This window comes from Halomonas sp. NO4 (genome assembly GCF_010994375.1).
Lineage (GTDB): Bacteria > Pseudomonadota > Gammaproteobacteria > Pseudomonadales > Halomonadaceae > Halomonas.
Genome location: NZ_WHMA01000009.1, coordinates 94,028 through 108,027, shown reverse-complemented (window position 1 = coordinate 108,027; position 14,000 = coordinate 94,028). Strand labels below are relative to the sequence as shown.

General features: G+C 68.1%; 14 protein-coding genes. 5 read left to right on the top strand and 9 right to left on the bottom strand.

Going from position 1 to position 14,000, the window contains the following annotated elements; genetic code table 11:
• Window positions 1-17: 17 nt before the first annotated feature.
• Both FEF15_RS09265 and FEF15_RS19670 read right to left on the bottom strand, forming a co-directional pair.
• Window positions 18-368, bottom strand: a complete 351-nt coding sequence (locus tag FEF15_RS09265; RefSeq protein WP_163558870.1) for a transcriptional regulator — start codon at window positions 366-368, stop codon at window positions 18-20.
• Window positions 365-1,861 (bottom strand): DUF1538 domain-containing protein, encoded by a 1,497-nt coding sequence (locus tag FEF15_RS19670; protein ID WP_163558869.1) that lies wholly within the window; start codon window positions 1,859-1,861, stop codon window positions 365-367. Before FEF15_RS19670 ends, FEF15_RS09265 begins: the two co-directional genes overlap by 4 nt.
• A 151-nt stretch (window positions 1,862-2,012) precedes the next feature.
• On the opposite strand from FEF15_RS19670, the gene FEF15_RS09255 reads away from it, so the two are divergent.
• The 3 genes from FEF15_RS09255 to FEF15_RS09245 all read left to right on the top strand — a co-directional run bounded on the left by FEF15_RS09255 (window position 2,013) and on the right by FEF15_RS09245 (window position 4,769).
• The gene (locus FEF15_RS09255; protein ID WP_205598508.1) at window positions 2,013-2,441 is read left to right on the top strand and encodes a VOC family protein; all 429 of its coding nucleotides are present in this window, start codon (window positions 2,013-2,015) and stop codon (window positions 2,439-2,441) included.
• A gap of 72 nt (window positions 2,442-2,513) precedes the next feature.
• Window positions 2,514-3,335 (top strand): hypothetical protein, encoded by an 822-nt coding sequence (locus tag FEF15_RS09250; RefSeq protein WP_163558868.1) that lies wholly within the window; start codon window positions 2,514-2,516, stop codon window positions 3,333-3,335.
• A gap of 117 nt (window positions 3,336-3,452) precedes the next feature.
• Window positions 3,453-4,769, top strand: a complete 1,317-nt coding sequence (locus FEF15_RS09245; RefSeq protein WP_163558867.1) for an IS4 family transposase — start codon at window positions 3,453-3,455, stop codon at window positions 4,767-4,769.
• Window positions 4,770-4,876: 107 nt separating this feature from the next.
• On the opposite strand, the gene FEF15_RS09240 is transcribed toward FEF15_RS09245, so the two are convergent.
• The 5 genes from FEF15_RS09240 to FEF15_RS09220 form a co-directional block, all read right to left on the bottom strand.
• Complete coding sequence (locus FEF15_RS09240) at window positions 4,877-6,817, bottom strand: exoribonuclease II (protein ID WP_163558866.1); 1,941 nt, start codon at window positions 6,815-6,817, stop codon at window positions 4,877-4,879.
• Between the two features lie 111 nt (window positions 6,818-6,928).
• A complete protein-coding gene (locus FEF15_RS09235; RefSeq protein ID WP_163558865.1) occupies window positions 6,929-7,369 on the bottom strand; it encodes a universal stress protein in 441 nt (146 codons plus the stop codon).
• Between the two features lie 96 nt (window positions 7,370-7,465).
• The gene (locus FEF15_RS09230) at window positions 7,466-8,518 is read right to left on the bottom strand and encodes a TIGR01620 family protein (RefSeq protein ID WP_163558864.1); all 1,053 of its coding nucleotides are present in this window, start codon (window positions 8,516-8,518) and stop codon (window positions 7,466-7,468) included.
• Window positions 8,515-9,906: a YcjX family protein gene (locus FEF15_RS09225; RefSeq protein WP_163558863.1), complete on the bottom strand. Its 1,392-nt coding sequence runs from the start codon at window positions 9,904-9,906 to the stop codon at window positions 8,515-8,517. Before FEF15_RS09225 ends, FEF15_RS09230 begins: the two co-directional genes overlap by 4 nt.
• Before the next feature lie 10 nt (window positions 9,907-9,916).
• Window positions 9,917-10,105 (bottom strand): hypothetical protein, encoded by a 189-nt coding sequence (locus FEF15_RS09220; RefSeq protein ID WP_163558862.1) that lies wholly within the window; start codon window positions 10,103-10,105, stop codon window positions 9,917-9,919.
• Window positions 10,106-10,199: 94 nt separating this feature from the next.
• Between FEF15_RS09220 and FEF15_RS09215 the strand changes: the two genes are divergently transcribed.
• Both FEF15_RS09215 and FEF15_RS09210 read left to right on the top strand, forming a co-directional pair.
• A complete protein-coding gene (locus FEF15_RS09215; protein ID WP_163558861.1) occupies window positions 10,200-10,754 on the top strand; it encodes a DUF924 family protein in 555 nt (184 codons plus the stop codon).
• 87 nt (window positions 10,755-10,841) lie between these two features.
• On the top strand, window positions 10,842-11,084 hold the full coding sequence (locus tag FEF15_RS09210) for a GlsB/YeaQ/YmgE family stress response membrane protein (RefSeq protein ID WP_089682006.1): 243 nt from the start codon (window positions 10,842-10,844) through the stop codon (window positions 11,082-11,084).
• Window positions 11,085-11,154: 70 nt separating this feature from the next.
• Here the strand turns inward: FEF15_RS09210 and gabT are convergent, their stop codons facing one another.
• Together gabT and FEF15_RS09200 are read right to left on the bottom strand one after the other, a co-directional pair.
• Window positions 11,155-12,453 (bottom strand): 4-aminobutyrate--2-oxoglutarate transaminase, encoded by a 1,299-nt coding sequence (gene gabT, locus FEF15_RS09205; RefSeq protein ID WP_163558860.1) that lies wholly within the window; start codon window positions 12,451-12,453, stop codon window positions 11,155-11,157.
• A 32-nt stretch (window positions 12,454-12,485) separates the two neighbouring features.
• Entirely contained in the window at window positions 12,486-13,931 is a 1,446-nt protein-coding gene (locus FEF15_RS09200) for an NAD-dependent succinate-semialdehyde dehydrogenase (RefSeq protein ID WP_163558859.1), read from the bottom strand.
• Window positions 13,932-14,000: the final 69 nt, after the last annotated feature.

The window sequence follows — 14,000 nt, the reverse complement described above, 5'->3', positions numbered from 1 at the left end:
TCTCTCCGTCCAGTGGGTCAGACCTCGTGTCGGATCCGTTCCTCGAAGCGTTTGACCTGCGACATCTCGATGCCGCCGAGATGCTCCACGGGCAGGGTCATGACCAGCCCCTTGGAGTCTTCGCCGGTGGGGTTGAGCACGTGACGAATCGCCTTGAGCACCTTGAGCGACAGACTCTTCTCCAGGGTCATCAGCAGGATGCTCTGGCTGCCCTCGTAGGTCAGGCCGAAGAAGGTCTTCTTGCGCTCGCCGCCGATCCCGCGGCCCGTCATCAGGGTCATGCCCACGGCGCCGGCCTCGGTGGCGGCATCGATGCATTCCTGTTCCATGTCCTCTGGGACGATCGCCACCAGCAGGGAAAACTTCATGGTGTCTCACCTCGTGGTCGCACCACCCTCTCCATGAGAATGGCATAGGTCATTACCGTCACGATAGGAAAGATCGAGGCGAAGGCGATGAGCCCGAAGCCGTCGATCAGCACATTGCGGCCCTCGATCTGGCTGGCCAGGCCGATGCCCAGCGCCGTCACCAGCGGCACGGTCACCTCGGAGGTGGTCACCCCGCCGAGGTCGAAGGCCAGCGCCACGATATAGCGCGGTGCCAGGGCGGTGAGCAGGATTACCAGCAGATAGCCGCCGATGATGTAGTGGTGGATGGAGTCACCGCTGATGATGCGATGCACGCCGATGGTGATGCCGATGGCCACGCCGAATGCCACCAGCAGCCGGATCACGTTGCCCTGAATCTTTCCCGTCGCAGCCTCCTCGGCCTGCTGGCCCACGGCGATCAGCGCCGGCTCGGCCATGGTGGTGGCGAAGCCGATGGCGAAGGCGAACAGGTAGACCCACAGCCAGCTGTCGAAGGCGATGAGCTGCTCGGCCATGCTGCGACCGATGGGGAAGAGCCCCAACTTCAAGCCGATGACGAAGGCATAGAGGCCGATGATCACCAGGGCGAAACCGATGCCTACCTTGAGGGGGTCGGCGAGGTGGCGCTTGAGCACGGCGTACTGGAAGAACAGCACGACGAGGATGATCGGCAGGACGTCGCGCAGCATGCTCAGCAGATCGAGGAGGGCCTGCAATGCGCCGGGCGCGGACTTGGTTTCCGTGCTGAGGGCAACCATGTCGGCAGCGGCGGGCACGCTGCTGTCGTCGGCATAGACCAGAGTGCCGTACAACTGGACGCTGATCATGGGGACCATGACGGCCAGCGCCACCAGGCCAAAGCCGTCGATCAGCGGATTGCGTCCTCGGATTGACGACGCCAGGCCGATGCCCAGAGCGGCGATCAGTGGCACGGTGACGATATTGGTGGTCACGCCCCCCGAGTCGTAGGCCAGCCCGACGATCTCTTCCGGGGCGAAGAAGGTGACCAGCACCACCAACACATAGCCGCAGATCATGTACCAGTGGATGGGGTGGCCCAGGATCACCCGCAGCACGCCGAGGGACATGACCAGGCCCACCGAGGCGGCGACGATCAACCGCAGGGTGAGGCCATCGATGCGCCCCCCGCTGATCTGCTCGGCCTGTTCGGCCACGGCAATCAGCGCCGGCTCGGCGACCACCGCCGAGAAGCCGATGGCGAATCCGAAGGCCAGCAGGATGGGCAGCGAGCCGCGCCGGGCAAACTGGTTCGACAGCCGCTTGCCGACCGGGAAGATGCTCAGCTCCAGGCCGCGCAAGAACAGCGCGACGCCCAACGCCACGATGAGCAGGCCCACGGCCATTCCCCATCCCCCTTCCGGCCATTCACGCAGCAGCAGTGCCTGAAAGGCCACCACCACCACGATGATCGGCAGGAGGTTGCGCAAGGCGTGAAGCAGGGCGTGGAGGAAGTCCCTTAGCTGTTCGGTCAAGTCCGGCTCCCTGGTACTGGTCGGCGATGCGCCTGTGTCGCTGGAAGCAATCTACCATACTTCGCGCCACGCTCGAGGTGCGTAGGTGGCCTGTCCAGCGCCCGCTCGCTGCGGCATGATGGGGCTACCCTGACCAAAACGGAGGATCCTCATGCTGACTCCCTTCCACCTGGCCGTACAGGTTCGCGACCTGGCCGAGGCGCGGCGCTTCTACGGGGAACTGCTCGGCTGCCCCGAGGGACGCTCGAGCGACACCTGGGTCGATTTCAACCTCTATGGGCACCAGTTCGTCTGCCACCTGAACCCGGCACTCGGCGAAGCGGGCGTCGCGGACCACCGCAATCCCGTGGACGGCCACGGGGTGCCGGTACCGCACTTCGGCGTGGTGCTGGAGATGGCCGACTGGGAAGCCCTGGTCGACCGCCTCACCGAAGCCGGGGTGCGCTTCGAGATTGAACCCTATATGCGTTTTCAGGGTCAGCCGGGAGAGCAGGCCACTATGTTCTTCCGTGACCCCAGCGGCAATGCCATCGAATTCAAGGCGTTCCGCGATATCGAAGGACAGCTCTTCGCGACCTGATCCGGGACGCCCTGCCTTGCGAGGGGGGCCCGGCTCTGCTGCAATATGGCCCCCGAATTCAGGAGACAGGCAATGGTGAAGACACCCTGGAAGCCGGCAGTCATGGCGTTGGTGCTGCTGCTCGGACTGGCGGGTTGTGGCGACGACGGCGAGGAGACCGCAGGCGGCGAGAGCGAGCCGGAAGCAACCGCTGCCGAAGCCCCCGCTGACGGAGAGAGCGCCCCTGCCGAAGAGGCCGTAAACGGCGAGAACGAGCCGCAGACGGCAACTGAAGAAGAGGAAGCCGCCGCCGAACCCAGCCCCGACCCGGCCGAAGCGCCGGCGGACGCGCCCACCGGCGACCCGACGACAACTACTGAGGGCGACGCGCCGCCGGACGATGGCGCAGCCCAGGAGGCGGTGCCCACCGGCGACATGCCGGAGGGGGAGGAGACGATCGACCCCGATGCCGAAACGCTGGGGGAATCCCCGACCGAGACCTTGGAGGAGGGCGGTGCCCTGCCGGGTGAACCGACGAGCTCCGATATCGAAGCGATCATCGAGGAGACCGAACGCCGCTTCGAAGAAGCCCAGCGGCGCCTCGACGAACAGTTCGAGGAAGTGGAGGGAGAATCGCCGACCCTCGAGGCAATGGACGATGAGTCCATGGATTTCGAGACCGAACTCGAACCCTCCAGCGATTTGCCCGAGGCCGGTGATTCCGAACTCGACGAGCAGGCCTCCCGGGCCGGCGAACCGACCAGTCGCGATATCGACGCCATCATCGAGGAGCAGGAGCGGCGCTTCGAGGAGGCGCAGCGCGAGCTCCAGCAACAATTCGAGGAGGCCGAGCGTCGCGATCCTACCGAGGGGCTCGAGGAGCTCGAAGTTCCCGAGCCCGCGGACGACGACTGACGCCGTTCAGGCACGAAAAAGGCCCACCGCGAGGTGTAATGCCAGTCAGTTAAGCCTATTCTCTATAAGCTGATCATGAGACCTTCCCGTGTCAGGCACACTGACACGGGAAGGTCCATGCATTTCAGCGACGCCATTGATGCCATCGCCAAGGCGGCACCCGAGGATTTCTCCAGCCTCTCCGAGGTGCTCTCTCCCGAACTGATCGACACCTGTCTCGAGGAAGCCGGCGTGGCCACACTGCGAAAGCGTCGCCTGCCCCTGGACATGGTGGTCTGGGCCGTTGTCGGGATGGCCTTGTTCCGGCATATCCCGATGGGACAGATCGTCAATCATCTCGACATCATGCTGCCCGGCAAACGCCCCTTCGTCGCGCCCAGCGCTGTGGTGCAGGCGCGCCAGCGATTAGGGGTCGAGCCCGTCAAGCGGGTCTTCGAGCAGACCCAGGCCCTGTGGCACCAGCAGACGCCGCATCCTCACTGGTGCGGGCTGACGCTACTGGGCGTCGATGGCGTGGTCTGGCGCACCCCCGATTCACCGGAGAATCAGACCGCCTTCGCGCGCACGCGCAATGCCCAGGGGGAAGCGAGCTACCCGCAGGTACGGATGGTGTGTCAGATGGAGCTGACCAGCCATCTACTGACGGGCTCGGCCTTCGACAGCGTGGCGAAGAGCGAAATGGAACTGGTTCCCGAGCTCATCGCCAGTACCCCCGACCACTCCCTGACGTTGTTCGACCGTGGGTTCTATTCGCTGGGCCTGCTGCATGCCTGGCAGAGCGCAGGCGAGCAGCGCCATTGGCTCATTCCTCTGAAGAAGGGGACGCAGTATCAGGAAGGACGCTCGCTGGGTCGGCAGGACCGCCTGGTGACCCTGACGACCTCGCCTCAGGCCCGCAAGAAATGGCCGGACTTGCCGGCGACGATGGCGGCGCGTCTGTTACGACGCAAGGTGAATGGCAAGGAAGTCCAGATCCTGACCTCGATGACCGATCCGCTGCGCTTTCCGGCGGCGGATATCGTCGATCTCTACAGCCATCGCTGGGAAATCGAACTGGGCTACCGGGAAATGAAGCAATCCCTGTTGGGGAACCGCCTGACGCTGCGTAGCCGGACGCCGGAGATGGTGTTCCAGGAGCTCTGGGGCACCTTGCTGGCCTACAATCTGATCCGTTTCCAGATGGCCCGCATGGCCTATAGCCTGGATGCCGTGCACCCGAACCAGCTCAGCTTCCACCAGGCCGCCCATTGGATCATCAAGGAGTTGACGATCCTGCCCTGGGTCACGCCGGGACGTGTGCCCGGCGTGATTCAGTCGATGCTGGAAATGGCACCGTCTTTCGTTTTACCAGAGCGACGCGAGCGGTCTTATCCCCGATCGGTCAGGCGCCGACCACAGAAGTACCCTGCCAAGAGAAATGCCAGTCAGCGTTAACTGACTGGCATTACCCGAGCGGGTGCCCTTTTCGTGTCTGCGACGACTACGACGACGCCCCGGCCGTGTCGGGCAGAGGCGTCGTGCGGGTCGGTGGGGACGCCGTGTCACTCGACGGGGCGGGCTACCAGGGAGCGGGTCTCCTCGCGGGCCTCGACCAGGGCGACGCGGATGTGGTCGCCCAGCTTGAAGCGCTCCTCGCTCTCCACCTGGATGCGTCCCTCCTTGTCGTCGATGGCCACCTTGTCGCGATCGCTGTGGATCGTCGGGGCGGGCACGAAGGCGGTGGCGCCGTTGGCGGTGAGACGCACGCGCATGCCGCCGCGGTTGACCTGGATCACTTCGGCGTCGAAGGTCTGCTGGGCCTCGGCGGCGGGCGTCAGGTAGCGCACGTAGAGCCAGTCCTTGACGTCGCGCTCGGCCATGCGGTTGAGCCGGCGGCGCTCGGTGAGCTGCTCGGTGAGCGCCAGGCTCGCCTCGGCAGGCGCCTGCTCGCCCTTGAGCACGCGCTTGATCAGGCGATGGTTGACCATGTCGCCGTACTTGCGGATCGGCGAGGTCCAGGTGGCGTAAGCGGGCAGCCCCAGGCCGAAGTGCGGGCCGGGTTTGGCCGACATGCTGGTGAAGCCCTGGAAGCGGCGCAGGCGATGGTCGAGCCAGGCGTCGCCGCGGCCCTCCAGCTCACGCTTGAGTTCCTTGTAGCGCGGCAGCTCGGTGAGCGCCTCCAGCGCCACCTCGATCTCCTGACTGGCGAGAAACTCGCGAGCGGCTTCGGCCTTGTCGGCCTCGAAGGCGCGATGCACGTTGAAGATGCCGTGGCCCACGTGCGCGGCGAGCAGGTCGGCGCAGCAGGCGTTGGCGGCGATCATCGACTCCTCGATCATGCGGTTGGCGATGCGCCGCTCTTCGGTGCGGATGTCCAGCACGTTGCCGGCGTCGTCCAGGTCGAAGACGTAGTCGGGGCGATCCTGGAAGACCAGGGCATGCTCGGCCCGCCAGGTGGCGCGTGCCTCGGTGAGATCGCGCAGCGACTTGAGCTGCTCGCCGATGGTGTCGTCTGGCGCCCACTCGCCTCGGCCCTCGAGCCAATCGGAGACGCGGTCGTAGGCCAGCTTGGCGTGGGACTGGGCGGTGGCGGCGAAGAAGCGGTAGTCGCCCAGGCTGCCGTCGGCGTGCACGGTGAGCGTGCAGGCCAGCACCGGGCGCTCCTGGCCCTCCCACAGCGAGCAGAGGTCGTCGGCCAGCTGCTCGGGCAGCATGGTGACGTTCTGGCCCGGCAGGTAGACGGTGAAGGCGCGGGTGCGCGCCTCGAGGTCCGCCGCGTGGCCCTCCTCGACATAGGCGGTGGGATCGGCGATGGCCACGGTGAGGTCCCAGCCGCCGTTCTCACGAGCGACGATGCGCAGGGCATCGTCCATGTCGCGGGTCTTCTCGCTGTCGATGGTGAAGAAGGGCTCGGCGGTGAGGTCCTCGCGTGCCAGACCCTCGTCGCGCAGCGGCCAGTCGCTGCCGGCGTCCGGGCACTCCTGCTCCAGGGCGTGGCGCGCCAGGGTCACGCGCCACGGCACCGCCGGGTCGTCGGCCTTGGCCACCAGTTCGTCGATCTGGGTGAAGAAACCGCGGTCATCGGCCTTGAGCGGATGACGCACCAGGCGGGCCACCACCCAGTCGGCATCGCCGATGCTGGCCTCCTCGAGGCTGCGCTTGATGCGCGCCTTCAGGACGTTCTTGATCGAGGGGTGGTCCGGGACCACGGCCAGGCGGCCCTCGCGTTTCTGCACCCGGGCGATGAAGCGATCCAGTCCCTGTTCGATCAGGGTGTCCGGCTCGACGCTCTTCTTGTCGCCCTCCTCGTGGAGGATGGCCTCGACGCGATCACCGTGCAGCACCTGCTTCATGGCGGGCGGCGGGACGAAATAGGAGTTGCCGTCGTCGGTCTCGAGGAAGCCGAAGCCCTTCTCGGTGGCCTTGATCACGCCCTCGACACGAGGGGTGGTGGAGCGGATCTGTTGCTTGAGCTGGGCAAGCAGGGCGTTATTCTGCAGCATGATCACGAACGTGTGGCGGGAGTAAGGGGGCCACTATACGGATTCCCGCGGCCGGCGCCAAACGCGGTGTAGCCCCCCACGCCAAATCAGGGAGATGGCGTTCGATCCGGCTCAACGTACCGTGATCACCGTGCAGGTGGCGGCATGGCTCACTTTGTGCGAGACGCTGCCGACCACCAGGCCCTTGAGGTCGCTGAGCCCCCGGCTACCCATGACGATGGCGTCTGCACCGCTCTTGCGCGCCTCGCTGACGATGGTGCGCGCCGGGTCGCCCTGGCCGATGAGGGTTTCCACCTGCGTGGCCCCCTGCTGACGGGCGTCCTCGGCGGCACGATCGACGATCTGCCGGCCGGTCCGTTCGCGGTCCTCGCGGGAGGCCTCCAGGGCAATGGCCCCGATGCCCCACACCAGGGTGGTCTCGTGGGCCAGCTCTTCCGGGATGTGCAGGATGTGCAGGGTGGCGTTGCTCTGCCGGGCGAGCTGACAGGCCACGGTCAGCGCCTTCTTGCTGTGCTCGGAGCCGTCGACGGGAACAAGGATGGTGTGGAACATGGCAGCGTCCTGTGTGGCGGTGTGAGTGAGGGGAAGTCACTTCGAGCCTAGCTGGCGGCGGCCTGGTTGTCATGACCGCGGTCAAGATAGGCGACTTCAGCGCTCCGATTCCTTGGCCTCCAGCCGGCGAAGCTGCTGCCACAGCTCGCGGCGCAGGTCGCCGAGGCGGGGCGCCTCGTCGTCCGTGAACGCGAGCGGGCGGGTCAACCGCTGGGCGCGCAGCCCCAGGCGGGCGCTGAGCAGGCCGATGCCCAGCCCCTGGCCGGCCCGGGTCGAGAGGCGCCCGGCGAGGTCAAGGGAGAGTATCTCCATGCCGGTGTCGCTGGCCATCTCCGAAGCGCCGGCAAAGGCCATGTTGTGCAGCACCCCACGCAGCAGGCGCAGGCGGCTGGCGTAGCCGAGCTCCAGGCCATACAGCCGGCACACCCGATCGACCATCGCCAGGTTGCGCCAGGCCACCAGTCCCATGTCGACCAGCGTCAGGGGGCTCACGGCCACCATGACGGCGGTTTCCCCACTCATCCGCGAGATCAGCCGCCGTGCCTCGCGATCGCGCGGGGCCAGCAGGTGGTGAGCCAGCAGGGCGCGCAGCTCGTCGCCGCCGTGGTGCGGCTGGACGGCGTCGCGAAAGGCGAGCCAGTGGGGGTGGTCGTCGTCGAGGTCGAGCTGGCGCTTGAGCTCATCGGCCTGCGCCAGGCCCTCTCGGGCATCGGCCCGGGGCAGGCGGGCGAGGCGCTCGCGCAGGCGGTCGTGGCGGCGCAGCCGGCGCAGGCGCCAGAGTTCGCGACCCAGGGCAGCGGTCCCCAGGGCGATGGCAGCCAGCCCCAGCAGCTGCCAGCCGCCGGCCAGCCAGTCGCCGCCGGCGAGCGTGGCGGGCAGCGTCACGGCGAGCTCGGCGGTGCCCAGCGCCAGGCCGCCGGTCAACAGACCCAGCAGGCCCCAGCGCCGCTTCCGGGGGCGCATCAGGCCGCTTTCCAGGTCGTGCTCGGCGCGCGTCGACTCCGTGGCGGCGAGCCGCGAGGGCAGGTGGGGGTCGAAATCCTGTCTCGGCGTGACGCTCGCCGGCGCGGGCGGGGCGTCGTCGTCCAGGGCGAAGCGACGCCCGGGTTGCGGGTCGTCGTCGCCGGGGTGGGGTCGAGGCGTGGTCATCGCAGCTTGTCTCCGAGCAGCCAGTCGAGGGCGGCGTCGAGGCGGATGTGGGGCAGGGCGCCGTGCGGCGACGGCGGAGGCCGAAAGGCGGTGAAGGCGAAGCCCTGGCGCGCCCAGAAGTCGGCATCGGGCAGCCGGCTCGGCACCTCGCCGGGGAACAGCAGCAGCGACTCGCCGTCCAGGGTGGTCCCCCGCAGGGCCGGGGTGCGCTCGCCCTGGTGGACGACCTCGTGGACGTCGGTGGCGCGGATCGAGGCCAGTGATAGTGCCTTGACCGGCACGTTGGCGTAGCGCAGGTCCTTGAGCGGCTCGGCGAGCAGTGCCTCGAGCAGGGCGGTGAGGCGCGGGTGCTGCTCGGGTGTGACGTGGTCGGCCTTGGTGGCGGCAATGGCCAGCCGGTCGATGCGCGGGGCGAAGAGGCGCGAGAGCAGGCTGCGCTTGCCGTAGTCGAAGCTCTGCATCAGGGTGGCGAGCGCCCGGGCGAGGTCCTCGAAGCGCTCGGGGCCGGCGTTGAGCGCGCCGAGTACGTCGACCAGCACGATCTGGCGGTCGAAGCGGCGGAAGTGGTCGCGGTAGAAGGGCTTGACGATGTGTTGCTGGTAGTGGCGAAAGCGCGCCGCCAGGGTGGCGTAGACGCTCTCCGGAGGGAGCGCCTCGAGTCGCTCGCGGTCGCCGTCGGCCAGGCCCGGCAGGGGAAAGAACTGCAGCACCGGAGCGCCGGCGAGGTCGCCGGGCAGCAGGAAGCGCCCCGGCTGCAGGTCGGCGAAGCCGGCCTCGCGGGCAGCGCGCAGGGCCATGGCGTACTGCTCGGCGATGGCGGCAAGCTCCGCCTCGTTGGCTTCCGCCGCCGGGTCGAGGCGCGCCGCGGCCCGCTCCCACTCGGCCATCAGCGCACGCCGCTGGGCGCCCGCGCCCGCCAGCACCTGCGTGCTCCAGCGCAGGTAGTCGGTGCCCAGCAGCGGCAGGTCGAGCAGCCACTCGCCGGGGTAGTCGAAGAGGTCGAGCGCGAGCTGGCCTGTGTCGCCGCGCCACAGGCCGCTACGCGTCGGCCGGTAGCGGATCGACAGGCGCAGTTCGCTGATGCCGCGGGTGGGCGCCGGCCAGTGTGGGGGCTCGGCGGCCAGGGCCGCCATGGCCTGGTCGTAGGGGAAGCGCGGCACCGCCAGGTCGGGCTGGCTGACGCGACGGGCGCCGAGCAGGCGTCCTTCGCGGGCCGCCGGCAGCAGGTCGAGGCGCGCCTCCAGTCCGGCGTGGCGCAGTTGGTTGACCAGCGAGGTGAGAAAGGCGGTCTTGCCGGCGCGCGACAGCCCGGTGACGGCCAGGCGCAGCTGGCGGTCGCGGCCGCGTTCGACCAGGTCGGCGAGTTCGCGGGTCAGCGGCTGGCGCATGGCAGGCCCCTCAGCGCAGCAGCAAAAGCTGCGCGAGGAGGGTCGGCGTGGCGGCGACCATGAAGCCGGCCACCGCCATGCCATACCAGGGCCAGCGCCGCTGGCGGCGTTGCGCCAGGGTCAGGCCGACCAGGCAGATCACCAGGCCGAGCAGGTTGAAGGGAATGGTGAGGGCTTCCAGCACAGGAAGGAGCGGCATCAGCGACATACCCGGGTTGATGGCGGACACGAGAGCGGCCCATGATAGCAGCAAGCGGCGAGGTCGCCGACCGTCACCGGGGAGGGAGCCATCCATGCCGACCGATCTGCCGGGCGCCGAGGCGGTGCTCGATTTCTGGTTCCGCGAACTCGCACCTGCCCAGTGGTTCCGCAAGGACCCGGCGCTGGATGCCGAGATCACGCAGCGCTTCGGCGCGCTGCTCGCGGCGGCGCAGCAGGGCGAGCTGTGGCCGTGGCGCCGCGCGGCGCAGGGGCGGCTGGCCGAGGTGATCGTGCTCGACCAGTTCTCGCGCAACGTCCACCGTGATACGCCGGACGCCTTTGCCGCCGATCCTGTCGCCCTGGTGCTCGCCCAGGAGGCGGTGGGCCAGGGACTGGATCGGCCGCTCACGACGCTGCAGCGGGCCTTTCTCTACATGCCCTACATGCACAGCGAGTCGCTGGCGATCCATGACGAGGCGCTGCGTCTGTTCGATCAGCCGGGCCTGGAGGAGAACCTGCGTTTCGAGCGGCGCCATCGCGATATTCTCGAGCGCTTCGGTCGCTACCCTCATCGCAATGCCATCCTGGGGCGCGAGTCCACGCCCGAGGAACTGGCCTTTCTCGAGCAGCCCGGGTCGTCCTTCTGAACGCGACCGACCCGGCGGTGTCCACAGCGGGGCCGTTATCCGACGGTCCCGCGACTTGCCCCTGAGCACGGAAGAGGAGAACGGATGATGGGAGTGATTGCCTGGTTGATCATCGGCGGGCTGGCGGGCTGGATCGCCGGCCACATCATGCGCGGTGGCGGGTTCGGCATCCTCGGCAACATCGGGGTCGGGGTGGTCGGTGCGCTGGTCGGCGGCTTTCTGTTCAGCCTGCTGGGCCTTCAGGCCGGCGGCTTCGTCGGCTCGCTGGTGACGGCCACCGTGGGATCGGTGGTGTTGCTGTGGGTGATCGCCAAGGTGCGACAGGGCTGAGCCTGGCTGCCATAGACAACCGCCCGGCTGTCACCAGCCGGGCGGTTCGTTATCGGGCCTGGGGCAGGGCTCAGGCAGTGGCTGCGGCCTGGCTGCCCACCAGCTCCTTGAGGGACGCCTCGACGATGTCGAGCCCTTCCTGGAGCACTTCGTCCTCGATGGTCACCGGCATCAGGAAGCGAATGGTGTTGCCGTAGAGCCCGCAGGAGAGCAGCACCAGCCCCTTTTCGCGGGCCTTCTTGCACAGCGCGGCAGCCAGCTCCGCATCCGGGCTGTGGGCCTGCTTGTCGGTGACCAGCTCGAAGGCGGCCATGGCGCCCAGGTGGCGCGGGTTGTCGACGCAGGCGAACTGCGCCTCCCACTGGACGAAGCGCTGGGCCAGCTTGTCGCCGAGCGCTTGGCTCTTCTCGAGGATATTCTCCTCCTCGAACACCTCGAGCACCGCCAGCACCGCGGCGCAGGAGACCGGGCTTCCGGTGTAGGTGCCGCCCAGAGAGTTGCCGCCGGAGGCGTCCATGTGCTTGTCGGTGCCCACCACGGCGGAGATCGGCATGCCGTCGGCCATGCTCTTGGCCATGGTGATGATGTCGGGCTCGACGCCGCTGTGCTCGATGGCGAACATCTTGCCGGTACGCCCGAAGCCGGACTGCACCTCGTCGGCGATCATCAGCATGCCGTGCTCGTCGCAGATCTCGCGAATCGCCTTGAGGAAGCTCGCCGGGGCCGCATAGAAGCCGCCCTCGCCGAGCACCGGCTCGAGCACGATGGCCGCGGTGTCGCGGGGGTTGGCGTCGGTCTTGAGCGCCATCTTCAGACCGCGCAGCGCCTCGTCCTCGCTGACGCCGTGGTAGGGCACCGGGTAGGGGGCGCGGAAGACGTTGCCCGGCATGCTGCCGAAGTCGGTGGCGTAGGGGGCGACCTTGCCGTTCATGGCCATGGTCATGAAGGTGCGGCCATGGTAGCCGCCGTCGAAGCAGATCACGTTGTTCTTGCCGGTGGCGGCGCGGGCCACCTTGACGGCGTTCTCCAGTGCCTCGGCCCCGGAGTTGGCGAGCATCACCTTGGCGTGGCCGCGCACCGGCGTGATCTGGCTGAGCTTCTCGGCCACGCGCACATAGCCCTCGTAGGGCATTACCGTTTGGCAGGTATGCATGACCTTGTCCAGCTGCGCCTTCACGGCCTCGACCACCTTGGGATGGCGGTGGCCGATGTTGAGCACGCCGATGCCGCCGGCGAAGTCGATGATGCGGTTGCCGTCGGCATCCCAGATCAGCGCGTTCTCGGCGCGGTCGGCGAACTGGGTGGCGGGGCTCGCCGCGCCGCTGGCGACGTAGCGCTGCTTGAGTTCGTTGAGCTGTGCGTTGTTCATGATGACTCCCGGAATCCGTGGGTTTGTGGCGATCAAAGGCCGCCGACACAGACGTATTTTAGTTCAGTGAACTCGTCCAGGCCGTGGCGCGAGCCCTCGCGCCCCAGACCGGACTCCTTGACGCCGCCGAAGGGTGCCAGCTCCGTGGAGAGAATCCCCTCGTTGACGGCCACCATGCCATACTCCAGCGCCTCCATGACATGCCAGATGCGCCGGTAGTCGCGGGCGTAGAAGTAGGCCGCCAGCCCGAACTCGGTGGCGTTGGCCTGCTCGATCGCCTCGGCGTCGTCCTCGAAGCGGAACACCGGCGCCAGGGGGCCGAAGGTCTCCTCGCGGGCGACGCGCATTGCGGGGGTGACATCGGCGATCACCGTGGGCTCAAAGAAGGTGCCGCCCAGGGCGTGGGGTTCGCCGCCGCACACCAGGCGACCGCCCTTCTCAAGCGCATCGGCGATGTGGGCGCGCACCTTGTCCACGGCGGCCGGGTTGATCAGCGGCCCCTGCACCACGCCCTCCTCGAGGCCGTTGCCCACCTTGAGCTCGGCGACGCGGGCGGCGAGCTTCGCCACGAAGGCGTCATAGACGCCGGCCTGAACCAGCAGGCGGTTGGTGCATACGCAGGTCTGGCCCGAGTTGCGGTACTTGGAGGCGATGGCGCCTTCCACGGCGGCATCCAGATCGGCGTCGTCGAAGACGATGAAGGGGGCGTTGCCGCCGAGTTCCAGGGAGGCCTTCTTGACCGTGCCGGCACACTGGGCGAGCAGTCGCTTGCCCACCGCCGTGGAGCCGGTGAAGGAGACCTTGCGCACCCGCGGGTCGGTGGTCAGCACCTCGCCGATGGCCGCCGGCTGGCTCGCCGTGACCACGTTGATCACCCCGGCGGGGAAACCCACCTCCTCGGCCAGTTTCGCCAGCGCCAGGGCGGTGAGCGGGGTGGCCTCGGCGGGCTTGATCACCACCGGGCAGCCGGCGGCCAGCGCCGGGGCGCACTTGCGGGTGATCATCGCCAGCGGGAAGTTCCAGGGGGTGATGGCCGCCACCACGCCGATCGGTTCGCGAAACACCAGGATGCGCTTGTCGGCGCCGTGGCCGGGCAGCGTCTCGCCGGCCATGCGCTTGGCCTCCTCGGCGTAGAACTCCACGAACGATGCGCCATAAGCGACCTCGCCGCGGGCTTCGGCCAGCGGCTTGCCCTGTTCGCGGGTCATCAACCGGGCGAGCGGCTCCTGGTGGGCCATGATGGCATCGAACCAGGCACGCAGCAGGGCGGCGCGCTGCTTGGCGGTTTGCCGCCGCCAGGCCGGCCAGGTGGCCTCGGCGGCGGCCACGGCGTCGCGGGCATCCTCGGCGGAGAGGTCGGGGACCTCGGCCAGGAGCTCGCCGGTGGCGGGGTCGGTCACGGCAAAACGGCGCGCGGCGCCGCGCCACTGGCCGGCTATGTAGGCGTCGTTGGTGATCGGCAGGGAGGAGCGGGACATGGGGACTCCGGGCATGTTGATTATCTTGTCGGTCGAGTGTGCAATATTTAAAACGCCTCGCCAAGCCAT